At 61.5% G+C, this 23,133-nt stretch carries 17 protein-coding genes; 11 read left to right on the top strand and 6 right to left on the bottom strand.

Translation table 11 applies throughout. From position 1 onward, the window contains the following. Positions 1-328: 328 nt before the first annotated feature. From ptsP to BZK31_RS14705, 5 genes are all read left to right on the top strand, one after another. Positions 329-3,196: a phosphoenolpyruvate--protein phosphotransferase gene (ptsP, locus tag BZK31_RS14725; RefSeq protein WP_083183690.1), complete on the top strand. Its 2,868-nt coding sequence runs from the start codon at positions 329-331 to the stop codon at positions 3,194-3,196. After that, complete coding sequence (gene pfkB / locus BZK31_RS14720; protein ID WP_083183689.1) at positions 3,196-4,137, top strand: 1-phosphofructokinase; 942 nt, start codon at positions 3,196-3,198, stop codon at positions 4,135-4,137. Before ptsP ends, pfkB begins: the two co-directional genes overlap by 1 nt. 12 nt (positions 4,138-4,149) lie before the next feature. Next, a complete protein-coding gene (locus BZK31_RS14715; RefSeq protein ID WP_083183688.1) occupies positions 4,150-5,892 on the top strand; it encodes a PTS fructose-like transporter subunit IIB in 1,743 nt (580 codons plus the stop codon). A 153-nt stretch (positions 5,893-6,045) separates the two neighbouring features. After that, positions 6,046-7,620, top strand: coding sequence for an alkaline phosphatase D family protein (locus BZK31_RS14710; protein ID WP_083183687.1), 1,575 nt, complete (start codon positions 6,046-6,048; stop codon positions 7,618-7,620). A gap of 105 nt (positions 7,621-7,725) precedes the next feature. Next, positions 7,726-8,667 carry an AEC family transporter gene (locus BZK31_RS14705; RefSeq protein ID WP_083183686.1) on the top strand — a complete coding sequence of 314 codons (942 nt, stop codon included), beginning with the start codon at positions 7,726-7,728 and terminating at the stop codon, positions 8,665-8,667. Here BZK31_RS14705 and BZK31_RS14700 read toward each other — a convergent pair. The 6 genes from BZK31_RS14700 to gatC all read right to left on the bottom strand — a co-directional run bounded on the left by BZK31_RS14700 (position 8,664) and on the right by gatC (position 13,965). After that, positions 8,664-9,065, bottom strand: a complete 402-nt coding sequence (locus BZK31_RS14700; protein WP_083183685.1) for a carboxymuconolactone decarboxylase family protein — start codon at positions 9,063-9,065, stop codon at positions 8,664-8,666. The two genes, BZK31_RS14705 and BZK31_RS14700, sit on opposite strands and share 4 nt — an antisense overlap. A 38-nt stretch (positions 9,066-9,103) precedes the next feature. Continuing rightward, complete coding sequence (locus tag BZK31_RS14695; RefSeq protein ID WP_083183684.1) at positions 9,104-10,135, bottom strand: calcium/sodium antiporter; 1,032 nt, start codon at positions 10,133-10,135, stop codon at positions 9,104-9,106. Positions 10,136-10,188: 53 nt separating this feature from the next. After that, entirely contained in the window at positions 10,189-10,560 is a 372-nt protein-coding gene (locus tag BZK31_RS14690; protein WP_083183683.1) for a septal ring lytic transglycosylase RlpA family protein, read from the bottom strand. 195 nt (positions 10,561-10,755) lie between these two features. Continuing rightward, complete coding sequence (gatB, locus tag BZK31_RS14685) at positions 10,756-12,201, bottom strand: Asp-tRNA(Asn)/Glu-tRNA(Gln) amidotransferase subunit GatB (protein WP_083183682.1); 1,446 nt, start codon at positions 12,199-12,201, stop codon at positions 10,756-10,758. 10 nt (positions 12,202-12,211) lie between these two features. Continuing rightward, positions 12,212-13,663, bottom strand: coding sequence for an Asp-tRNA(Asn)/Glu-tRNA(Gln) amidotransferase subunit GatA (gene gatA, locus BZK31_RS14680; RefSeq protein ID WP_083183681.1), 1,452 nt, complete (start codon positions 13,661-13,663; stop codon positions 12,212-12,214). Positions 13,664-13,677: 14 nt separating this feature from the next. Beyond that, positions 13,678-13,965 carry an Asp-tRNA(Asn)/Glu-tRNA(Gln) amidotransferase subunit GatC gene (gene gatC / locus BZK31_RS14675; RefSeq protein WP_044323131.1) on the bottom strand — a complete coding sequence of 96 codons (288 nt, stop codon included), beginning with the start codon at positions 13,963-13,965 and terminating at the stop codon, positions 13,678-13,680. A 206-nt stretch (positions 13,966-14,171) separates the two neighbouring features. Here gatC and mreB point away from each other — a divergent pair, with 206 nt between their 5' ends. The 6 genes from mreB to BZK31_RS14645 all read left to right on the top strand — a co-directional run bounded on the left by mreB (position 14,172) and on the right by BZK31_RS14645 (position 23,088). Further along, positions 14,172-15,209, top strand: coding sequence for a rod shape-determining protein MreB (gene mreB / locus BZK31_RS14670; RefSeq protein WP_002555108.1), 1,038 nt, complete (start codon positions 14,172-14,174; stop codon positions 15,207-15,209). 176 nt (positions 15,210-15,385) lie between these two features. Then, a complete protein-coding gene (gene mreC, locus BZK31_RS14665; RefSeq protein WP_083183716.1) occupies positions 15,386-16,504 on the top strand; it encodes a rod shape-determining protein MreC in 1,119 nt (372 codons plus the stop codon). Next, positions 16,497-16,988 (top strand): rod shape-determining protein MreD, encoded by a 492-nt coding sequence (gene mreD, locus BZK31_RS14660; RefSeq protein WP_083183680.1) that lies wholly within the window; start codon positions 16,497-16,499, stop codon positions 16,986-16,988. The genes mreC and mreD overlap by 8 nt, the downstream gene beginning before the upstream one ends. 63 nt (positions 16,989-17,051) lie before the next feature. Further along, positions 17,052-17,654 carry a Maf family protein gene (locus BZK31_RS14655; RefSeq protein ID WP_083183679.1) on the top strand — a complete coding sequence of 201 codons (603 nt, stop codon included), beginning with the start codon at positions 17,052-17,054 and terminating at the stop codon, positions 17,652-17,654. After that, positions 17,651-19,108 (top strand): ribonuclease G, encoded by a 1,458-nt coding sequence (gene rng, locus BZK31_RS14650; protein ID WP_083183678.1) that lies wholly within the window; start codon positions 17,651-17,653, stop codon positions 19,106-19,108. Before BZK31_RS14655 ends, rng begins: the two co-directional genes overlap by 4 nt. Before the next feature lie 164 nt (positions 19,109-19,272). Next, entirely contained in the window at positions 19,273-23,088 is a 3,816-nt protein-coding gene (locus BZK31_RS14645; RefSeq protein ID WP_083183677.1) for a YhdP family protein, read from the top strand. The last annotated feature ends 45 nt before the right edge of the window (positions 23,089-23,133 follow it).

Here is a 23,133-nt window from a genome sequence, read left to right as displayed (position 1 = left end):
CTTTTGTTATTGGCGTGGCTCACGACAGTCGAAAACTTCGTTGTATGACGGTCATCTTTACACGAGACCGTGGCACAACCCCAACTACTCCGAGTATTTTGGGACTTCTCCTACAGGATCAGACCGACTGGGCTTCAATGAATCCACAGAATCGAGTAACGTGCCGGGCAATTCTAGATTAAACGATTCAGCAGCCCGATTGTCTGCTGCAATCGAGATGAAAGCGATGTCCGATGGATAGCACTTCATCACCAAGCTGTCGATCACGTCAGATCGTCATTAAAACAAGAATCAGGTGGCGCCTTGGCGCTGCACAGGAGTCAAGGCAATGCTCGAACTCACTCTGGGGCAAATTTCCATGGCCCAGTCGGCTGTGGATAAAAATGCCGCACTTGAATTGATTGCCGACCACCTGGTCGCGGATGGCCTGGTTGCACAAGGCTATCTCACCGGGTTGATGAACCGCGAACAGCAAGGCTCGACGTTTCTCGGTCAGGGCATCGCCATCCCCCACGGCACCCCCGAAACCCGCGATCTGGTCGCGACCACCGGCGTACGCCTGATGCAGTTCCCCGAAGGGGTGGACTGGGGAGACGGTCAGATGGTCTATCTGGCGATCGGGATTGCGGCCAGGTCCGACGAGCATCTGCGTCTGCTGCAACTGCTGACCCGCGCACTGGGCGAGGAAGACCTCGGTCAGGCCCTGCGTGAGGCGCAAACCCCGGAAGACTTGCTCAAACTGCTGCAAGGCGCACCGCAGGAACTGGCGCTCGATGCGCAAATGATCAGCCTTGGCGTATCGGCCGACGATTTCGAAGAGCTTGTCTGGCGCGGTGCTCGCCTGCTGCGCAAGGCCGATTGTGTCAGCAATGGCTTCGCCGCCGTATTGCAACAGGTCGAAGCGCTGTCGCTGGGCGACGGCCTGTGGTGGCTGCACAGCGAGCAGACGGTCAAGCGTCCGGGCCTGGCCTTCGTCACGCCTGACAAACCGATCCGCTATCTGGGTCAGCCACTGACCGGTCTGTTTTGTCTGGCTAGTCTGGGCGAGGCGCATCAGGCCTTGCTTGAGCGTTTGTGCCTTTTGTTGATCGAAGGTCGCGGCCACGAGCTGGGCCATGCCACCAACAGTCGCGTGGTGCTGCAAGCGTTGGGCGGCGAGCTGCCTGACGAATGGCCGACCGCGCAGATTCAACTGGCCAATGCCCACGGCCTGCACGCCCGCCCGGCCAAGATCCTCGCGCAACTGGCCAAGGAATTCGATGGCGAGATCCGTGTGCGTATCGTGGAGACCGGCGAAACTGCCGTGTCGGCCAAGAGCTTGAGCAAATTGCTCAGCATGGGCGCACGTCGTGGCCAGACGCTGGAGTTCATCGCCGAACCGACCATCGCGACCGACGCCTTGCCTGCCTTGCTCGCGGCGGTGGAACAGGGTTTGGGTGAGGAGGTCGAGCCACTCCCGTTTGTTTCCGAAACCCAGGCTGCTCCTGCGCCCGCCGCTGTGGCCAAACCGGTCAATGCACCGGCAGCCGGCAGCGTATTGCAGGCCGTGCCTGCGTCGCCGGGCATCGCGATAGGGCCTGCTCACGTTCAAGTGCTGCAAGCGTTCGAATACCCGCAGCAAGGCGAGTCGGTGGCGGCCGAGCGTGAGCGCTTGCAGAAAGCGTTGGCCGAAGTGCGCCGCGACATCGAAAACCTGATCCAGCGCAGCAAGTCCAAGGCCATCCGCGAAATCTTCATCACCCACCAGGAGATGCTTGATGACCCGGAACTGACCAGCGAGGTCGAGCTGCGCCTCAATAAAGATGAAAGCGCTGCCGCTGCCTGGGCGAGTGTGATTGAAGCCGCCGCCGTGCAGCAGGAACAGTTGCAGGACGCGCTGCTGGCCGAGCGTGCCGCGGACCTGCGTGATGTAGGGCGTCGGGTACTGGCGCAGATTTGCGGCGTCGAAACCGTGGCCGCGCCGGATGAACCTTACATTCTGGTGATGGACGAAGTCGGTCCGTCCGACGTCGCTCGTCTCGACCCGGCACAAGTGGCCGGCATTCTGACCGCGCGTGGTGGTGCAACCGCGCACAGCGCCATCGTAGCGCGTGCGCTGGGCATTCCGGCGTTGGTGGGGGCGGGCGATGAGGTGCTATTGCTCAAGCCGGGCACGGTGTTGCTGCTGGACAGCCAACGTGGACGGCTGACGGTTGCGCCGGACGACGCAACCTTGCAGCGTGCCGTTCAGGACCGTGATGCACGCGAACAGCGCCTGAAAGAGGCTGCGGCGCAGCGCATGGAGCCTGCGGTCACCCGCGACGGTCACGCCGTTGAAGTATTTGCCAATATCGGTAACAGCACCGGCACACCCGCAGCAGTGGAGCAGGGCGCGGAGGGTGTCGGCCTGCTGCGCACCGAATTGCTGTTCATGGCGCACTCCCAGGCGCCAGACGAAGCGACTCAGGAAGCGGAATATCGCCGCGTGCTCGAGGATCTCGGCGGGCGTCCGCTGGTGGTGCGCACGCTGGACGTCGGCGGCGACAAGCCGCTGCCGTACTGGCCCATCGACAAGGAAGAAAACCCCTTCCTCGGGGTGCGCGGCATTCGCCTGACGCTGCAACGCCCGCAGGTGATGGAAAGCCAGCTGCGTGCCCTGTTGCGCGCCGCCAACAGCGGTCCGCTGCGCATCATGTTCCCGATGGTCGGCACCGTTGAAGAGTGGCGGGCGGCGCGGGACATGACCCAGCGCCTGCGCGAAGAAATTCCGGTCAGCGATCTGCAACTGGGGATCATGATCGAAGTGCCGTCCGCCGCGCTGATCGCGCCGGTGCTGGCCCGTGAAGTCGATTTCTTCAGCATCGGCACCAACGACCTGACGCAATACACCATGGCCATCGACCGTGGTCACCCGACCCTGTCGGCACAGGCCGATGGCTTGCACCCGTCGGTGCTGCAACTGATTGATATGACCGTGCGTGCTGCGCACGCCAACGGCAAATGGGTCGGTGTGTGCGGTGAGCTGGCGGCAGACCCGCTGGCCGTACCGGTATTGGTCGGCCTGGGCGTGGATGAGTTGAGCGTCTCGGCGCGCAGCATCGGTGAGGTCAAGGCTTGCGTTCGTGAACTGACCCTGAGCTCGGCTCAGCAACTGGCGCAAAATGCGCTGACGGTGGGCAGCGCCGCCGAAGTCCGTGCGCTTGTGGAGGCCTTGTAATGGCGAAGATTCTTACCCTGACCATGAACCCGGCACTCGACCTGACCGTGCAGTTGGGTCAGATCGAACTGGGCCAGGTCAATCGCAGCAACGCGATGCTCACTCACGCCGCAGGCAAGGGGCTGAACGTGGCGCAGGTGTTGTCTGACCTGGGGCATGAGCTGACCGTCGCCGGTTTCCTGGGGATCGACAATCAGCAGGCATTCGAGTCGCTGTTCGAACGTCGCGGCTTCATTGATGAGTTCGTGCGAGTGCCGGGCGAAACCCGCAGCAACATCAAGCTGGCCGAAGGCAGTGGGCGTATCACCGACCTCAACGGCCCAGGCCCGCAGGTCAGTGACGAAGCTCAACACGCATTGTTCGCACGTGTGCAGCAGATCGCGCCGGGTTTCGATGCGGTCGTGGTCGCGGGCAGTCTGCCGCGTGGCGTGACGCCCGAGTGGCTGCATTCATTGTTGGTGATGCTCAAGGATCTGGGGCTGAAAGTCGCGCTGGACAGCAGCGGCCTGGCCCTGCGTGCCGGTCTGGCGGCAGGTCCGTGGCTGATCAAACCCAACACCGAAGAATTGGCCGACGCGCTGGACGCACCGATCATTTCCATCGCGGCTCAGGCCGAGGCGGCGACGCGTTTGCACGCGCAAGGCATCGAGCATGTGGTCATCTCCCAAGGCTCGGAAGGCGTGCATTGGTTCAGTCCGAATCTGGCGCTGCATTCGCTGCCGCCCAAGGTCACTGTGGCCAGCACGGTAGGCGCGGGCGACTCGCTGCTGGCTGGCATGGTGCACGGTCTGATAGGTGGCGATGAGCCGCACAAGACGCTGCGCACCGCCACGGCGATTGCCGCGATGGCGGTTACCCAGATCGGTTTCGGTATCACCGATGCCGCGCAACTCAAACGGCTTGAAGGCGGCGTGACTGTGCGCAACCTGACAGAACAATAAGAGAGGATCGTCATGAAGTTAGCCATAGTAACGGCCTGCCCGAACGGCAAGGTCAGCAGCGTACTCAGTGCACGATTGCTCGAAGCGGCAGCAATGCGGCAAGGCTGGGAAACCAGCGTCGAGATCATCGATCCGCACAAGGCGGATCGTCAGTTGTCGGCGCAGGACATCGAAGCTGCGGACCTGGTACTGGTGGTCAACACCGGACCTGTGGACCTGAGCCGCTTCGTTGGCAAGCGTCTGTTCCAGGATTCGCCTTCCCACGCCTTGCAGGACGTCGACGGTTTTCTGCAGCGTGCCAACAAGGACGCGCAGGTTCACGTTGCTCAAGAGGCTGGCGCACCTGAAGCGGCGGGCAGTTCGGGCGGTCAGCCGCGCATCGTCGCCATTACGGCCTGCCCGACTGGCGTGGCGCATACGTTCATGGCTGCCGAGGCGATTCAGCAGGCTGCCAAACGTCTGGACTACGATTTGCAGGTCGAGACCCAAGGCTCGGTCGGTGCGCGCAATCCACTGAGTCCGCAGGCTATCGCCGACGCGGACGTGGTGCTGCTGGCAGCCGATATCGAGGTCAATACCGACCGCTTCGTCGGCAAGAAGATTTATCGCTGCGGCACCGGCATTGCGCTCAAGCAGTCCGACGCCACGCTTAAAAAGGCCTTGGCAGAAGGCCAGGTCGAATCCGATGCGACGGTGGCCAAGTCGCCTGCCAAGCAAGAGAAGACCGGCGTCTACAAGCATTTGCTGACCGGCGTTTCGTTCATGCTGCCGATGGTGGTTGCCGGTGGTCTGCTGATTGCATTGTCGTTCGTGTTCGGGATTACCGCATTCAAGGAAGAAGGCACGTTGGCCGCTGCGTTGATGCAGATCGGTGGCGAAGCGGCGTTCAAACTGATGGTGCCGCTGCTGGCGGGTTACATCGCGTATTCTATCGCTGACCGTCCAGGCCTTGCGCCAGGCATGATCGGTGGTCTGCTGGCGAGCACGCTGGGCGCCGGTTTCATCGGCGGCATCGTGGCCGGCTTCCTGGCCGGTTACAGCGCGGCGGCGATCAATCGCTACGCACGCCTGCCAGCCAGTGTCGAAGCGCTCAAGCCGATCCTGATCATCCCGTTGCTGTCGAGCCTGTTCACCGGTCTGGTGATGATCTACGTGGTCGGCAAGCCGGTTGCGGGCATGCTCGAAGCGCTGACGCACTTCCTCGACAGCATGGGCACCACCAACGCGATTCTGCTGGGTGTACTGCTGGGCGCGATGATGTGTGTCGACCTTGGCGGGCCGATCAACAAGGCGTCCTACGCGTTCTCGGTCGGTCTGTTGGCGTCGCAGAGCTACGCGCCGATGGCGGCCGCGATGGCCGCCGGTATGGTGCCGCCCATCGGCATGGGCATTGCCACCCTTCTGGCTCGTCGCAAGTTCGCCCAGAGCGAGCGTGAGGCAGGCAAGGCGGCGTTTGTACTGGGGCTTTGCTTCATTTCCGAGGGCGCAATCCCGTTTGCCGCGAAAGACCCGCTGCGCGTCATCCCGGCAAGCATCGTCGGTGGTGCGCTGACCGGCGCGTTGTCGATGTACTTCGGCTGCAAACTCATGGCTCCGCATGGCGGCCTGTTCGTCATGCTGATTCCCAACGCCATCAATCACGCGCTGCTGTATCTGGTGGCGATCGTGGCGGGGAGCGTGGTGACCGGCGTCGTGTACGCGCTGCTCAAGCGACCTGAAGTGGTCGAACTGGACGTCGCACCCGCCAGCGCCTGACTGCTGCGAAGGGGCGCGGCTGGAACCGGCCCCATCGCGAGCGATCTCGCTCCCATGGATCGGGGGCGGGGCCGTGACGCTCGTTTCTGCTGTAACACTCCCCAAACATTCCCCTGCTAGGTTGATCTTTTGCCTGTCAGCGAGGGGATTACCGTGAGCCAGTTCGATCTCAAGCGTCGTCGTGTCATTCAGGCCGTCGGGGCCGGGTTGCTGTTGCCGGGGCTTGCGCCGGCGGTTATCGCTGCGGTGCAGGATCGCCCGAAGATGACTGATGGCGTGCAGTCCGGTGACGTGGTGGGCGACCGCGCCATGGTCTGGAGCCGCAGCGACCGGCCTTCGCGCATGATCGTCGAATGGGACACGCGCAGTATGTTCCCCCAGCCTCGACGCGTGGTCTCGGCGCTGGCCGATCAGCGCACCGATTTCACCGCACGCGTCGAGCTGACAGGCCTGCCAGTCGATCAGACGATTTTCTATCGCGTGTCCTTCGAAGATGCCCAGAGCGGCGTCGCCAGTGAGCCCTGGTTTGGCCACCTGCGCAGCATGCCGCAGCAGCGTCGCACTATCCGTTTCGTCTGGAGCGGCGACACGGTGGGCCAAGGTTTCGGGATCAACCCTGATGTGGGCGGAATGCGCATTTACGAAGCCATGCGCCTGCGTCTTCCCGACTTTTTTATCCACAGCGGCGACACCATTTACGCCGACGGACCGATCCCGGCGCAGATCACCACGGAAGATGGGCGCGTCTGGCGCAACCTGACCACCGAAGCGAAAAGCAAAGTGGCCGAAACCCTGGATGAATACCGCGGCAACTATCGTTACAACCTGATGGACGCCAACCTGCGCCGTTTCAATGCCGAAGTGCCACAGATCTGGCAGTGGGATGACCATGAGGTGACCAACAACTGGTCGCCCAGCAAACAGCTGGATGACCGCTACAAGGTCAAGGACATCCAGTTGCTGTCCTCTCGCGCCCGGCAGGCGTATCTGGAATATGCACCGTTGCGTCTGCAGGAAGCCGATAACGGCGGGCGGATTTACCGCAAGATTCCCTATGGGCCGATGCTTGATGTGTTCGTCCTCGACATGCGCAGTTACCGCGATGGCAACGACGCCAATCTGGCCGACAAGCCGGGGCCGACCACGGCATTCATGGGGCGCGAACAGCTTGACTGGCTCAAGCGCGAACTCAAGGGCTCGACCGCACAGTGGAAGGTGATTGCTGCCGATATGCCCATCGGGCTGGGCGTGCCGGACGGTGAAGTCAGCCCCGGCGTGGCTCGCTGGGAGGCGATTGCCAACGGTAACGACGGGCCTGCGCTGGGCCGCGAGCTTGAGGTCGCCGAGCTGCTGGCGTACTTGCGTGCGCAGAAGGTTCGCGACTGTGTCTGGCTGACGGCGGACGTGCATTATTGCGCCGCGCATCACTACCAGCCGGACCGGGCGGTGTTTCAGGATTTCGATCCATTCTGGGAGTTCGTCGCCGGTCCGCTGAACGCTGGCAGCTTCGGGCCCAATCCTCTGGACAAGACCTTTGGTCCGGAGCTGGTGTTCCAGAAGGCGCCGCCTGCGCAGAACACCTCACCGTTCGCCGGTTTCCAGTTCTTCGGCGAAGTGAACATCGATGGCCAGAGTGGCGAGATGACCGTGAACCTGCGTGATCTGGACGGTGTTTCAGTGTTCGAACGCAAATTGCAGCCGGAGGTGGAGGTCAGTCGTATCGTCTGATGCCTTGCGCGGGCAGGGTGCCCAGGGTTTTCCGAAAAACCGTGCAACACGTCCGGCATGGGTGGCTTATCATGAGCGACCTATCGACGGGACCGGGTGCGTTGCATGCTGGCTATCTTTCTTGAAACCCTGAACATCACTGCCCCGGTGTTCGCCATGCTGTTTCTTGGCGTATTCCTCAAGCGCATCGGTGCGATAAACGATGGCTTCATCGTGGCTGCGTCCGCGCTGGTGTTCAATGTCACGATGCCGGCCCTGCTGTTTCTGGGCATCATCCACGCTGACCTGCGCGCCGCCCTGCAACCCAAACTGCTGATCTTCTTCGGCATCGCCACGCTGGTGAGTTTTGCGTTCACCTGGTGCTGGGCGATCTGGCGCTGTCCGCGTGAAGACCGAGGGGTTTACGTTCAGGGGGCATTTCGCGGCAATAACGGTGTAATCGGCCTGGCGCTGGCTGCCAGCATGTATGGCTCCTACGGTATTTCGCTGGGTGCGATTCTCGCCGCGCTGGTCATCGTCTTCTACAACACCCTGTCGACCGTGGTGCTGGCGGTCTATAGCCCGGTGATCAAGTCCGACCCGTGGAGCGTGTTCAAAAGCGTGCTGGCCAACCCGCTGATCGTCAGCGTGATCGTCGCCTCGCCGTTCGCTTACTTCGGCATCGGCTTGCCCAAATGGCTGGAAACGTCGGGCAGCTACCTGGCGCAGATGACCCTGCCACTGGCGCTGATTTGTATCGGCGGGACGCTGTCACTGGCTTCGTTGCGCAAAAGCGGCAAGCTGGCGATCAGCGCGAGCGTCATGAAGATGGTCTGGCTGCCGGTGCTGTGCACCTTTGCGGCCTGGCTGGCGGGCTTTCGCGGGGCGGAACTTGGGATACTGTTTCTGTACTTCGGCAGTCCGACCGCTGCCGCCAGCTACATCATGGCGCGCACCGCCAATGGCAATTACGAACTGGCGGCGGCGATCATCGTCCTCACCACGCTGGCCGCCGCCGTGACGACCAACATCGGGATCTTCATCCTGCAATGGGGCGGCTGGATTTAGGCTTTCTCATCCGCCTGATCCGGTTTCACGTAGCTGTCGATCACTTCCTGCGCCGCCCGGAATGCGTCTATCGCCGCAGGTACACCCGCGTAGACCGCGCAGTGCAGCAATGCCTCGCGAATCTCCTCGACCGTGCAGCCATTATTCAGCGCCCCGCGCACATGGCCCTTGAGTTCCTGCGAGCATTTGAGTGCGGTGAGCGTCGCCAGAGTGATCAGGCTGCGGGTTTTGAGCGGCAGGCCGTCACGGCTCCAGACACTGCCCCAGGCATGTTCGTTGACGAAATCCTGCAGCGGCTGGCTGAAGTCAGTGGCGTTGCCCAATGCGCGGTCTACGTAGGCATCGCCCATCACCTGGCGGCGGATCTGCTCGCCGTTGCTGATCGTTTTGTCTGTCATGGCATTTCTCCTGCGGCGCTAGGGCCAGGCGTTGTGAATCAGTGCTGCCGCCTCCAGGCGCGGACGGTGCCAAAGGCAACGATGATTCCGAGCAGCGGCAGGGCGTACCTGAGCATGATGCCTTCAAGACGCTCGGCCAGCAGCATGCCGGTGCTGATCGACACGATATGCAGGCCGTACGTCAGGTACAGCGATAACAGAAATACCCCTTCGATGCGGTCTATCCGGTAACCGGAATAGAACAGTGGCACGCACAACAGCGCGACGCCGAGCATGATCGGCAGGTCGAAAACCAGGGCGTTGGGCGAGATGGTCAGCGGCACCGGTGCGACCAGGGCGGTCAGGCCCAGCACGCCCAGCAGATTGAACAGGTTACTGCCGATCACGTTGCCCACGGCGATGTCGCGTTCGCCGCGCAGTGCCGCAATCAGCGAGGTCATCAGGGCCGGCAGCGAAGTGCCAATGGCGATGACGGTCAGGCCGATGATTCGCTCAGAGAGCCCCAGGTTGATCGCAATCACCACTGAGGCGTCCACCAGCAGATGCCCGCCCGAGGTGAGTAACAGCAAGCCTGCGGCCAGTGCGGTGATACGCATCAGGGCACGTGGCTTCTCTGTGGTGTTGGCCTGACCGTGCCGGGGCACATGGCCGCCTTGGCGAACGATGACGAACAGGCAGATCAGCAGGCCCGCGAGCAGCAGCACGCCGTCGAATCGACTGAACGCGCCGTTCCACGACAGGGCGATGACCAGCAGGCAGGCGCCGATCATCAACGGAATATCGACGCGCAGCACCTGACGCGCGACGCGCAGCGGAATTACCAGCGCACACAGTCCCAGAATCACCAGCACGTTGAAGATATTGCCGCCGATCACGCTGCCCACGGCAATGTCGGTGTTGTCCGAGAACGCAGCCTGCAGACTGACGGCCATCTGCGGCGCGCTGGTGCCCATCGCCACCACGGTCAGGCCGATGATCAGCGGTCTGACCTTGAACAGGGCGGCAAGGTGTACCGCCGAGCGCACCGACAATTCCGCGCCGATCAACAGCAACAGGAGGCCGAAGACCATCTGGATCAGAGCAGGGGCGGGCAGTGTCGATAGCTGGAGAATCGCGGGCGTCCTTAGTCGAGGGCCTGAATGCGTACGGGGGCGGTGCCGCTGCGCAGCATACCCAGTTGTTCGGCGGCCTTGCGAGAGACATCTATCAATCGGCCACGGGTATGAGGCCCGCGATCGTTGATGCGCACAACCACGGATTGATCGTTGTCGAGGTTGGTCACTTTCACTCGCGTGCCGAATGGCAGCCGTCGGTGCGCGGCAGTCAATGCGTTCTGGTTGAAGGGTTCGCCACTGGCGGTGCGATTGCCATGATGCTGGGAGCCGTAATACGAGGCTCGTCCCGTTTCTTCGTAGCCGTGGGGGTCGATGATGCTGTTGCTGGAGCAGCCAGCCAGTATCGTCAGCCGGCTGCAGGCATAGAGAAGTCGGCGCATGGATGGAGTCCTGAATGCCGGTGAAAAGTCATACGCTGATCGTTGTTCAAAGGTATGTCTGAGCAGACGCAGGTGGTAGCGATCTTCCACATAATCGGCGTCCGGTCAGCGCATACGGTGTTGTCGGGCTTGCGGTGCCATTCATTCAGCGAATGGCACCGGGCCTTGGCACGATCATTTTCCGGGCAGTAAAGCTCAGCCTTCCAGCTTGGTCTTGAGCAACTCGTTGACCTGCTGGGGGTTGGCCTTGCCCTTGGACGCTTTCATCGCCTGGCCGACGAAGAAGCCGAACATCTTGCCGCGCTTGGCTTCATCGGCAGCGCGGTACTGTTCGACCTGCTCGGCATTGGCAGCCAGCACATCATCGAGCATCGATTCAATGGCACCGCTGTCGGTCACCTGCTTCAGACCGCGTGTTTCGATCACTTCATCGGCACTGCCTTCGCCATTGGCCATCGCCTCGAACACCATCTTGGCAATCTTGCCGGAGATCGTGTTGTCAGTGATGCGCTTGAGCATGCCGCCCAGTTGCTCGGCGCTGACCGGCGATTGCTCGATCTCCAGGCCCTGCTTGTTCAGCAGGCTGCCCAGTTCAACCATGACCCAGTTGGCCGCCAGTTTGGCGTCGCCGCTGATGCTGACCACGTGTTCGAAGTAGTCGGCTTGCTCGCGGCTGGAAGCCAGAACGCTGGCATCGTAGGTCGACAGACCGAACTGGCTCTGGAAGCGTTCGCGTTTCTGCGGCGGCAATTCCGGCAGCGTGGCGCGGGTTTCTTCCAGGAACGAGTCCTCGATGATCACCGGCAGCAGGTCGGGATCGGGGAAGTAACGGTAGTCGTTGGCTTCCTCCTTGCTGCGCATGGCGCGGGTTTCGTTGGTGTTCGGATCGTACAGGCGGGTTTGCTGGACGACCTTGCCACCGTCTTCGATCAGGTCGATCTGGCGCTGGATTTCGCTGTTGATCGCTTTCTCGATGAAGCGGAACGAGTTGACGTTCTTGATCTCGCAGCGCGTGCCGAACTCGACCTGGCCCTTGGGCCGGATCGACACGTTGCAGTCGCAGCGCAGCGAGCCTTCGGCCATGTTGCCGTCGCAGATGCCCAGGTAACGGACAATGGCGTGGATAGCCTTGACGTAGGCCACGGCTTCCTTGGCGCTGCGCATGTCCGGTTCGGAAACGATCTCCAGCAGTGGCGTGCCGGCACGGTTCAGGTCGATGCCGGTCATGCCCTGGAAGTCTTCGTGCAGGCTTTTGCCTGCGTCTTCTTCAAGGTGCGCGCGGGTGATGCCAATGCGCTTGACCGTGCCGTCTTCCAGAGTGATGTCCAGGTGGCCCTTGCCGACGATCGGCAATTCCATCTGGCTGATCTGATAGCCCTTGGGCAGGTCGGGGTAGAAGTAGTTCTTGCGAGCGAACACGTTGTGCTGACCGATCTCGGCATCCACCGCCAGGCCGAACTTGACGGCCATGCGCACGGCTTCCTTGTTCAGGACCGGCAGGACACCCGGCATGCCCAGATCGACGAGGCTGGCCTGGGTATTAGGCTCGGAGCCGAAGGTCGTGGCGCTGCCGGAAAAAATCTTCGATTGGGTCGAAAGCTGGGTATGAATCTCCAGCCCGATGACGACTTCCCATTGCATGTGTTTCTCCTCAGAAGCCTTCAGGTGCGCGAGTGTGCCAGTCGGTGACCTGCTGGTACTGGTGCGCGACGTTAAGCAGACGGCCTTCCTGGAAATACGGGGCGAGCAGTTGCACGCCTACCGGCAGGCCCTCGACGAAGCCCGCAGGCATGGACAGGCCCGGCAGGCCCGCCAGGTTGGCGGTGATGGTGTAGAAGTCTTCCAGGTACTCGGCAATCGGGTCGTTGGTCTTGGCGCCGATTTTCCAGGCCGGGTTGGGCGTGGTCGGACCCAGAATCACATCAACCTCGGCGAACGCATTCATGAAGTCGTTCTTGATCAGGCGACGGATTTTCTGGGCCTGCAGGTAATAGGCGTCGTAGTAACCCGCCGACAGGGCGTAGGCACCGACCATGATGCGCCGCTGCACTTCAGGGCCGAAACCTTCCGCGCGCGAGCGCTTGTACAGGTCGGTCAGGTCCTTGGGGTTTTCGCAGCGGTAGCCGAAACGCACGCCATCGAAACGCGACAGGTTGGACGAGGCTTCTGCCGGCGCGATGACGTAATAGGCCGGTATGCCATGTTGCAGGTTCGGCAGGCTGATTTCCTTGACGATCGCGCCGAGCTTTTCCAGCTCCCTGACGCTTTCCTGGACAAGCTGCGCGATGCGCGGATCCAGACCGGCACTGAAATACTCTTTCGGCAAACCGATACGCAACCCCTTGAGCGACGCATTGAGGGTTGCCGAGTAATCCGGAACCGGTTCGTCGATGCTGGTGGAGTCCTGCGGGTCGAAACCGGCCATGCCTTGCAGCAGCAGGGCGCAGTCTTCTGCGGTGCGTGCCATCGGGCCGGCCTGATCGAGGCTGGAGGCATAGGCGATCATGCCCCAGCGCGACACCCGACCATAGGTCGGCTTCAGACCGGTGAGGTTGGTCAGCGCAGCGGGCTGACGAATCGAGCCGCCCGTGTCGGTGCCGGTCGCAGCAGGCAGCAGACGTGCCGCGACAGCCGCCGCCGAACCGCCGGAGGAGCCGCCGGGAACGCAGTCAAGGTTCCACGGGTTCTTCACCGCGCCGTAGTGGCTCGATTCGTTGGCCGAGCCCATGGCGAATTCGTCCATGTTGGTCTTGCCCAGCGTTACCGTGCCGGCCGAAGCCAGGCGGGATACAACGGTGGCATCGTAGGGTGCCTTGAAATTGTCGAGCATCAGCGAGCCGCAACTGGTGCGGATGCCTTGGGTGCAGAACAGGTCCTTGTGAGCCAGCGGAGCGCCGAGCAGGGCGCCATTCTCACCGGCCGCACGGCGTGCATCCGCAGCCTGGGCCTGGGTGATGGCCAGGTCTTCGGTCAGGCTGATGAAACTGTTGAGCTGAGGGTCGAGCTGCGCGATGCGCGACAGCAGAACGCGGGTCAGTTCTTCAGAGGAAAACTTCTTTTCGGCGAGTCCGCGGGCGATCTCGGCCAGAGTCATTTGATGCATGCAGGCTCTTTCCCTTACTCGATGACTTTCGGAACCAGATAAAGCCCGTCCTGGACGGCTGGTGCGATGGCTTGGTAAGTGTCGCGACGATTTCGTTCGGTGACGGCGTCTTCACGCAGGCGCTGAGAGGCTTCCAGCGGGTGGGCGAGGGGTTCGATGCCGGTGGTGTCGACCGCCTGCATCTGATCGACCAGCCCGAGAATGCTGTTAAGGGCTTCGGTGGTACGTGGGATATCGGCGTCATTAAGACCCAGTCGGGCCAGATGAGCGATCTTTTCCACGTCGGAGCGTTCAAGCGCCATGGGGGGATCTCCAGTGGAATACTAGCGGATTTGCTTTGTGATCGAATGCGGAACACTATCGTGTTTCTGCGGTCTGAAGCCGCTAACTTCGAGAGTCGTGTTCATAAAAGCGCCAATTTAACATATTGGCTCCTTGCCCAAAATCCCTGTCGTTGTTAGAGTTTGCCGCACTTTTTTACCCACGCGTTCCCTAGGGTCCCTTTCCCATGTTCAAGAAACTGCGTGGCATGTTTTCCAGTGATCTATCCATCGACCTGGGCACTGCCAACACCCTTATTTACGTGCGTGAGCGCGGTATCGTTCTGAATGAGCCCTCTGTCGTTGCCATTCGTACTCACGGCAACCAGAAGAGTGTCGTGGCCGTCGGTACAGAAGCCAAGCGCATGCTGGGCCGTACGCCGGGCAACATTGCAGCCATCCGCCCCATGAAAGACGGCGTTATCGCCGACTTCAGCGTCTGTGAAAAGATGCTTCAGTACTTCATCAACAAGGTCCACGAAAACAGCTTTCTGCAGCCCAGCCCTCGTGTGCTGATCTGCGTTCCGTGCAAATCCACCCAGGTTGAGCGCCGCGCCATTCGCGAGTCGGCCCTGGGCGCTGGTGCGCGCGAAGTATTCCTGATCGAAGAACCCATGGCCGCTGCCATCGGTGCCGGTCTGCCGGTTGAAGAAGCACGCGGTTCGATGGTTGTCGACATCGGCGGCGGCACCACTGAAATCGCGCTGATCTCCCTGAACGGTGTGGTTTACGCCGAATCCGTACGGGTAGGCGGCGACCGCTTCGACGAAGCGATCATTACCTACGTGCGCCGCAACTACGGCAGCCTGATCGGCGAATCCACCGCCGAGCGCATCAAGCAGGAAATCGGCACCGCCTACCCGGGTGGTGAAGTGCGTGAAGTCGACGTACGTGGCCGTAATCTGGCCGAAGGTGTTCCGCGTGCCTTTACGCTTAACTCCAACGAAGTGCTCGAAGCGCTGCAGGAATCGCTTGCGACCATCGTTCAGGCCGTGAAAAGCGCCCTGGAGCAGTCGCCTCCTGAACTGGCTTCGGACATCGCCGAACGTGGTCTGGTACTGACCGGCGGCGGCGCATTGTTGCGTGATCTGGACAAGTTGCTGGCGCAGGAAACCGGTCTGCCGGTCATCGTGGCCGAAGATCCGCTCACCTGCGTAGCGCGTGGCGGTGGCCGTGCGCTGGAAATGATGGATAAGCACACCATGGATCTGCTCTCCAGCGAGTAATTCGCCGGGGTGCCGTTCATTGGCCTTTTGTATACGGGTAGCACTTGTGCTACCTGTATGCGTCAGGTTGAAACAGGGTGCCTATTTCTTTCATCTGTCCAGGCCGGTTCCATACCGCATGAATAACAGCCAATTGAAGCTTGATCCGTCGATTGCATGCCCGGGAGGAGCGGCCTATTAAACCGCTTTTCGCAAAAGGCCCATCGCTGGGCGTACGTCTGCTGGTGCTGGCTGTGTTGTCTGTGGCGTTGATGGTGGTTGACGCTCGCTTCACGGTCCTCAAGCCCGTGCGCAGCCAGATGTCGCTGGTGTTGATGCAGTCCTACTGGATCGTCGATTTGCCTCAGCGCCTGTTCCAGGGCGTTGCCAGCCAGTTCGGCAGCCGAACCGAGCTGATCGCTGAAAATGAAAAACTCAAGACCGAAGCGCTGCTCCTGCAGGGTCGTCTGCAAAAGCTGGCGGCGTTGACCGAGCAGAACGTGCGTCTGCGCGAGTTGCTCAACTCTTCTGCACTGGTTAACGAGAAAGTCGAAGTCGCCGAGCTGATCGGCATGGACCCGAACCCCTTTACCCATCGCATCATCATCAACAAGGGCGAACGCGACGGCGTGGTGCTTGGCCAGCCGGTGCTCGACGCACGGGGGCTGATGGGGCAGGTGGTCGAACTGATGCCGTACACCTCACGCGTGCTGCTGCTCACCGACACGACCCACAGCATTCCGGTTCAGGTCAACCGCAACGGCCTTCGCGCCATCGCCAGCGGTACGGGCAATCCCGAGCGTCTGGAATTACGTCACGTTGCCGACACCGCCGACATCAAGGAAGGCGATCTGCTGGTGAGTTCCGGTCTGGGGCAGCGCTTTCCCGCCGGTTATCCGGTGGCGACCGTCAAGGAAGTGATTCACGACTCCGGGCAGCCTTTCGCGATCGTACGCGCAGTGCCCACCGCAGCGCTGAACCGCAGTCGTAATCTGCTGCTGGTGTTCTCCGACAGCCGCACGCCTGAAGAGCGCGCAGCCGATGCCGCGCAGGCGCAGGAGTCGTTCGACAAAGGCCTCGAGCCTGCCGCGATACCGACCTTGCCGCCGCCAACGCCGGCCTTCCCGATGTGGCCGCAGCCGATCGCTCCGGTCTTTCCGGTCAACGGCGCCGTCCACAAACCGGCCGCGCAAAGCGCCGCGCCGACACCTGCGGCTACGCCCGCAACGCCTGCCGCACGGCCGGCTTCCAGGCCCGCCACGTCTCAACCCCCGGCTTCTTCACCTTCCAGCACCCGGGAGCGTATCGATGGTTAGTCATGTTTCCGGACGCAACGGCTGGGTCGTCTGGCTGACGTTCGCCATTGGCCTGTTGTTGAGCATTTCACCGCTGCCGCAGTTCATGGAGATCTTTCGTCCTTTGTGGCTGGCATTGCTGCTGACCTTCTGGGTCCTTGCGCTGCCGCACAAGTACGGCATGGCGACGGCGTGGGTGCTGGGCCTGATGGAAGACGTGCTGTACGGCACGTTATTGGGGCAGAACGCGCTGATCCTGAGTCTGATTACCTTTCTGGTCATGTCGCTGCAGCAGCGCTTGCGCATGTTTCCGATGTGGCAACAATGTCTGGTATTGCTGGTGGTGTTCGGTCTGGCGCAGCTTGCTCAACTATGGCTCAGCGCGTTGACCGGTAACCGCCAGCCAACCCTGGCGCTCGTGCTGCCCGCACTGGTCAGTGCGCTGCTCTGGCCCTGGGTCAGTTACGGCCTGCGTGGATTGCGCAAACGTTTGAAAATCAATTAAGCGCAATATGAGCGCGCCGCGCCAGGCGTGTGCGCTCATCGCCACCGACACGGAGACGTCCTTATGCCCTTGCTTCATCTGGCTTCCGGCTCACCGCGCCGTCGCGAGTTACTTACCCAGATCGGTGTGCCATTCACGGTGCTGAGTGCGCAGATCGACGAAACGCCTTCCGACACCGAAACCCCTGCCGCCTACGTTGAGCGTCTTGCGCTGGGCAAGGCCCGTGCGGGGCTTGCGCTGTTGTCGCCCGATCAACCTGTTTGCGTGCTGGGCGCCGATACCGCCGTGGTGCTCGATGGCCGGATTCTCGGCAAGCCGGTAGATGAGGCCGATGCCCTCGGCATGCTGGCGGCGTTGTCGGGCAACGAACATGAGGTGCTGACCGCCATTGCGCTGGTCGATCATCGGCGCAGTGAAAGCCGGATCGTCACCAGTCGCGTACGCTTTCGCCCGATTCAACCACACGAAGCCCGTGCCTACTGGCTCAGCGGCGAACCGCAGGACAAGGCTGGCGGCTATGCCATTCAGGGGCTGGCGGCGATCTTCGTCGCGAATCTGCAAGGCAGCTATTCTGGAGTGGTTGGTCTGCCTCTGTGCGAAACCGCAGAATTACTCGCGGGTTTCGGCATACCCTGTTGGCAATACCTGGAAGGTAACAAGCCATGAGTGAAGAGATTCTGATCAACATCACCCCGATGGAATCACGGGTTGCGGTGGTGGAAAACGGTGTGCTGCAGGAGGTCCACGTCGAACGGACCCAGCGCCGGGGCATCGTGGGAAACATCTACAAAGGCAAGGTCGTGCGCGTATTGCCCGGCATGCAGGCGGCGTTCATCGACATCGGTCTGGACCGTGCCGCGTTCATTCATGCCTCGGAAATTTCCATGCGCGAAGGGCCTGCCGTCGAAAGCATCGCTTCGCTGGTGCACGACGGCCAGAGTCTGGTGGTGCAGGTCACCAAGGACCCGATTGGCAGTAAAGGCGCACGCCTGACCACGCAGTTGTCGATCCCGTCTCGTTATCTGGTGTACATGCCACGTACTGCGCACGTCGGTATTTCCCTGAAGATCGAAGACGAGGCGGAGCGCGAGCGCCTGAAAAAGGTGGTCAGCGATTGCGTCGCGCTGGAAGGCATCAAGGAGGCTGGCGGCTTCATTCTGCGTACCGCCGCCGAAGGCGCTGGAGCCGACGAGATTCTCATGGATATCCGCTACCTGCGCAGGTTGTGGGACCAGATCGGCGAACAGATCAAGACAGTCAGCCCGCCTACCGTGATCTACGAAGACCTGGGTCTGGCCTTGCGCACCTTGCGCGATCTGGTCAGCCCGCGGATCGAGAAGATCCGCATCGACTCGCGGGAAACCTTCCAGAAGACCACGCAGTTCGTAGCCGAACTGATGCCCGAGATCGCCGACCGGCTGGAGCATTACCCGGGCGAGCGACCGATTTTCGATCTTTACGGCGTCGAAGATGAAATCCAGAAAGCGCTGGAGCGCAAGGTGCCGCTCAAGTCGGGCGGCTATCTGGTGGTCGATCCGGCCGAGGCGATGAGCACCATTGACGTCAACACCGGCGCGTTCGTCGGCCATCGCAACCTGGAAGAGACCATTTTCAAGACCAACCTGGAAGCGGCCACGGCCATCGCCAGGCAACTGCGCCTGCGCAATCTGGGCGGCATCATCATTATCGATTTCATCGACATGGAAGATGGCGAACACCAGCGTCAGGTGTTGCGCACCCTGGAAAAACAGCTGGAGCGCGACCACGCCAAGACCAACATCATCGGCATCACCGAGCTGGGTCTGGTGCAGATGACGCGCAAGCGCACACGTGAAAGTCTGGAGCAGGTGCTCTGCGAGCCTTGTCACTGCTGTCAGGGGCGCGGCAAGCTTAAGACGCCCGAAACCGTGTGCTACGAAATTTTCCGTGAGATCCTGCGTGAGGCCCGGGCGTATCAGGCCGTGGGTTATCGGGTGCTGGCCAACCAGCGTGTGGTGGACCGTTTGCTCGATGAGGAATCGGGCAATGTGGCCGAGCTTGAAAGTTTTATCGGCCGCACGATTCGTTTTCAGGTAGAAACCATGTACTCGCAGGAACAATACGACGTCGTACTGCTCTGAGATTGTCACCGTTCAACTGTTTGCAACAAGCGCCCGGCGGGGTTCTGGCAGGTTCAACCCTTATATCGAGAATGATGCGTGGCGAATGAGCAAAACCTGTACCTGACCTCACCTGCCTGTAATGACCGGGTCATCGCCGCACGCCTGTCATTGAGGGCGTGCTGATGCAGCGTCTTCCACGTTTCGTTGCCGTCATGACCCGCTGGGGTTTGAGCCTCTGCGCGTTGCTGCTGGTGCTGGCGGCGCTTTATGTCAGCCTGGGACGTCAACTGGCGCCCATGGTCGCCGAGTACCGCGTCAACGTCGAAACCCGCGCTGGCGCAGCGTTGGGCATTCCATTGAGTATTGGCAGCCTGGAGGGCAGCTGGAGTGGTTTCGCTCCGGTGGTGCTGGCCCACGATGTGATGGTGGGAGAGGGCAGCAACGTCCTGCGTCTGGACAGCGTCAAAGTGGTTCCTGATTTGTGGGAGAGCCTGCTGGCCCGCGACGTGCGGCTTGCGCATCTGGAAGTCGACGGTCTGAAGCTCGTCCTCAAACAGGATCAGGACGGCCGCTGGGCGGTGCAGGGCATGCCGGTCCAGGATGACAGCCCGATCGATCCGGAGAAGATTCTGACGCAATTGCAGCGTGTTTCGCGCCTGTCGCTGCTCAACAGTCAGATCACTCTGCAACCGTTGAACGAATCCCCGCTGACCCTTACGTATGTCAATCTGAGCCTGGCCACTGGCAGCTATCACCAGCGCCTCGATGCGCGCCTGACGCTACCGGACGGGCAGCCGCTGGCGTTGAACCTGCGCACGCGCATCGAAGCCAGCCGCTGGAAAGACGGTGAGGCCGATCTCTACGCCAGCTTGCCGCAAAGCGACTGGGCCAAATGGCTGCCTGCAAGCCTCACCCGGCAATGGTCCGTCTCCAGGTTGCAGGCGGGCGGCGAATTCTGGTTGAGCTGGGCCAATGGCTCGGTGAAAAGCGCAGTGGCGCGTCTTCACGCGCCGCAGATCAAGGCCGTTTACGCCGGACGCAAGCCATCGACCATCGATGATCTGGCACTCAATGCCTGGCTGGAGCGGACTGACAAGGGGCTGGACCTGAAACTCGATTCGCTGGCCATGAGCCTGGGCAGCGATCGCTGGGAAAGCCGCATTCACGCAACACAGACCGCCGCTACGCCTGACAGCGAAGAGCTGTGGCATGTCGAGGCCGACCGGCTGGATCTGACGCCGCTGACCCCATTGATCGACTCGCTGGCACCGTTGCCGGACAAAGCGATGGCCGTGGTCGACGGTCTCAAGGTCAAGGGCGGATTGCGCAATGTGTTGCTCGATTACCGTCCTCAGGCAATTGGCGACAAGCGCCTGAGCTTTGCGGCCAATCTGGACAAAGTGGGCTTCAATGCTTATCACGACGCCCCGGCCGCAGCGAACGTCAGCGGCGCAATCAGCGGTGATCTTGGCCAGGGCGAACTGCGGCTGGATACCAGCGATTTCATGCTGCATCTGGACCCGATTTTTGCCAAGGCCTGGCGCTATCAGAAAGCCAACGCCCGGTTGACCTGGAAGCTGGACGATCAGGCCTTCACCCTGATCGCACCGTACATCAAGGTGCTGGGCGATGAGGGCAAGATCGCAGCCGACTTCCTGATCCGTATCCACCTCAAGCATGATCAGGAAGACTACATGGACCTGCGGGTCGGCATGGTCGACGGCGATGGCCGTTATACCAGCAAATACCTGCCTGCTGTGCTGAGTCCCGAACTGGATCACTGGCTGCGCACCGCAATTGTCAGCGGCGCGGTCAACCAGGGCTTCTTTCAATATCAGGGCTCGTTGAACAAGAGTTCTCCCGACACGGCGCGGGTGATCAGTCTGTTCTTCGATGTGAGCAATGCGACGCTCGCTTTCCAGCCGGGCTGGCCCTCGCTGACCGGCGTGGATGGCAAGGTGTATGTCGAGAACAGCGGTGTGCGCGTCAAGGCCAGCAAAGGGCAACTGCTGAATACCAAAGTCAGCGATGTGCTGGTCAATATTCCCCATGCACCAGCTGGCCAGGACAGTCATCTGCTGGTCGACGGCAACTTTTCCGGCACGCTGGGTGATGGGCTTAAAATCCTTCAGGAAGCGCCGATCGGCACTGGCAGTACGTTCGCCGGCTGGCAGGGCGAGGGGCCTTTGAATGGCAAGCTGAAGCTGGATGTTGCGCTGGCCAAAGGTGTCGAACCCAAGGTCGCCGTGGATTTCAGTACCCGCGATGCGCGTCTGAAACTTGCCGATCCGGTGCTCGATCTGACCCGGCTGCGCGGCGATTTCCGTTTCGACAGCGGCAAGGGGCTTAGCGGCAAAGGTATCCGCGCCCAGGCATTTGACCGGCCGGTGACGGCGGAAATTGCCGCTGAAGGCAAGCCGGGCGCCAACGTGACTCGCATCGTCGCTAACGGGCAGATCACCATCAAGAAGCTCACCGACTGGCTCGACGTTCAGCAAGCTTTGCCTGTTTCGGGCGATATGCCGTTCCAGCTGCAACTGACCCTGGACGGCAAGGACAGCCCGTTACTGATCACTTCGGCGCTCAAAGGCGTTGCCATCGATCTGCCCGCGCCCTTTGGCAAGACCGCAGAGCAGGAGCGCGCCAGCGAATTCCGCATGACGCTGCAGGGCGAGCCACGCCGCTTCGGTGCTGCGTACGGCGATATCGCCAATCTGGCGTTCGCCGCGCCTGCGGGGAAGTTCGCCGACGGGCGTGGTGAATTGTTTCTTGGTCAGGGCGGTGCGATTGTGCCGGATGCCAAAGGCCTGCGAGTCAGCGGCAGTCTGGATACGCTGGATATCGCGCCGTGGCAGGCGATTGTTGATCGCTACTCCGGCGGTGATCCGAGCGGTAATGCCAGGCAGCTGCTCAGCAGCGTCGATCTGCAGATCGGCAAACTGACGGCGATGGGCGCCACGCTGGATGACGTCCGTGTTCAGTTGCAGCGCACGGCGGCCGCTTGGGCGTTGTCGCTGGACAGCGCACTGGTCAAGGGCACGGCAACATTACCGGACGCCAAGTCCGCACCGATCGGCATCAATATGCTCTACGTGAAGCTGCCTGCGGCCGACCCCAAGGCGGTGGTGGTGGAGAATCCGCCGGACCCTCTGGCCGACGTGGATCCGCGCAAGATCCCCGCACTCGATGTGAAAATCTCTCAGTTGTTTCAGGGCGACCAACTACTGGGCGCGTGGGCGTTGAAAAGCCGGCCGACGGCAGCCGGTATACGTCTGTCCGATATGAGCCTGGGCCTCAAGGGCATCCTGCTGGAAGGCGAAGGTGTCTGGGAAGGTGCGCCCGGATCGAGCAGCAGTTGGTTCAAGGGTAGATTGGGTGGCAAGAACCTCGCGGATGTTCTGAAAGCCTGGAGCTTCGCCCCGACGGTGACCAGTGAAAGCTTCGAGATGAATTTCGACGGGCGCTGGCCCGGTTCGCCCGCGTGGGTCGGGCTCAAGCGTTATTCCGGCAGTCTGGATGCGACCTTGCGCAGCGGGCAGTTCGTGGAAGTCGAGGGGGGCGCGCAGGCGCTTCGGGTATTCGGCTTGCTGAACTTCAACTCCATTGGCCGCCGCCTGCGTCTGGATTTCTCCGACCTGCTGGGCAAGGGGCTTAGCTACGACCGGGTCAAAGGCCTGCTGGTGGCCAGCGATGGCGTTTATGTTACGCGCAACCCGATCACACTGACCGGCCCTTCCAGCAACCTCGAACTCAACGGCACCCTGGACATGGTCAAGGATCGCGTAGATGCCAAGCTGCTGGTGACGCTGCCGGTCACTAACAACCTGCCGATTGCCGCGCTGATCGTCGGCGCTCCGGCCATCGGCGGTGCGCTGTTCCTGGTGGACAAGCTGCTGGGTGACAAGGTCGCACGGTTCGCCAGTGTGCAATACAAGGTCGAAGGCCCCTGGAAAGAGCCGAAGATCACCTTCGACAAGCCTTTTGAAAAGCCTCAATAGCGCGGCATGGAGTACAGTGGTGCCCATGCCATTCAAGAAAGGGTC

The organism is Pseudomonas floridensis (genome assembly GCF_002087235.1).
GTDB classification, from domain to species: Bacteria; Pseudomonadota; Gammaproteobacteria; order Pseudomonadales; family Pseudomonadaceae; genus Aquipseudomonas; species Aquipseudomonas floridensis.
The sequence above is the reverse complement of the archived record's forward strand: the minus strand, read 5'-3'. Positions and strand labels throughout refer to the sequence as shown.

Bases quoted from the DNA above. Each gene is read 5' to 3' on its own strand.
- ptsP (WP_083183690.1), top strand. From the start codon at position 329: ATGCTCGAACTCACTCTGGGGCAAATTTCCATGGCCCAGTCGGCTGTG.
- BZK31_RS14645 (WP_083183677.1), top strand. From the start codon at position 19,273: ATGCAGCGTCTTCCACGTTTCGTTGCCGTCATGACCCGCTGGGGTTTG.
- BZK31_RS14655 (WP_083183679.1), top strand. From the start codon at position 17,052: ATGCCCTTGCTTCATCTGGCTTCCGGCTCACCGCGCCGTCGCGAGTTA.
- gatC (WP_044323131.1), bottom strand. From the start codon at position 13,965: ATGGCGCTTGAACGCTCCGACGTGGAAAAGATCGCTCATCTGGCCCGA.
- mreB (WP_002555108.1), top strand. From the start codon at position 14,172: ATGTTCAAGAAACTGCGTGGCATGTTTTCCAGTGATCTATCCATCGAC.
- rng (WP_083183678.1), top strand. From the start codon at position 17,651: ATGAGTGAAGAGATTCTGATCAACATCACCCCGATGGAATCACGGGTT.
- gatA (WP_083183681.1), bottom strand. From the start codon at position 13,663: ATGCATCAAATGACTCTGGCCGAGATCGCCCGCGGACTCGCCGAAAAG.
- BZK31_RS14695 (WP_083183684.1), bottom strand. From the start codon at position 10,135: ATGGTCTTCGGCCTCCTGTTGCTGTTGATCGGCGCGGAATTGTCGGTG.
- BZK31_RS14690 (WP_083183683.1), bottom strand. From the start codon at position 10,560: ATGCGCCGACTTCTCTATGCCTGCAGCCGGCTGACGATACTGGCTGGC.
- gatB (WP_083183682.1), bottom strand. From the start codon at position 12,201: ATGCAATGGGAAGTCGTCATCGGGCTGGAGATTCATACCCAGCTTTCG.
- pfkB (WP_083183689.1), top strand. From the start codon at position 3,196: ATGGCGAAGATTCTTACCCTGACCATGAACCCGGCACTCGACCTGACC.
- BZK31_RS14715 (WP_083183688.1), top strand. From the start codon at position 4,150: ATGAAGTTAGCCATAGTAACGGCCTGCCCGAACGGCAAGGTCAGCAGC.
- mreD (WP_083183680.1), top strand. From the start codon at position 16,497: ATGGTTAGTCATGTTTCCGGACGCAACGGCTGGGTCGTCTGGCTGACG.
- BZK31_RS14700 (WP_083183685.1), bottom strand. From the start codon at position 9,065: ATGACAGACAAAACGATCAGCAACGGCGAGCAGATCCGCCGCCAGGTG.
- BZK31_RS14705 (WP_083183686.1), top strand. From the start codon at position 7,726: ATGCTGGCTATCTTTCTTGAAACCCTGAACATCACTGCCCCGGTGTTC.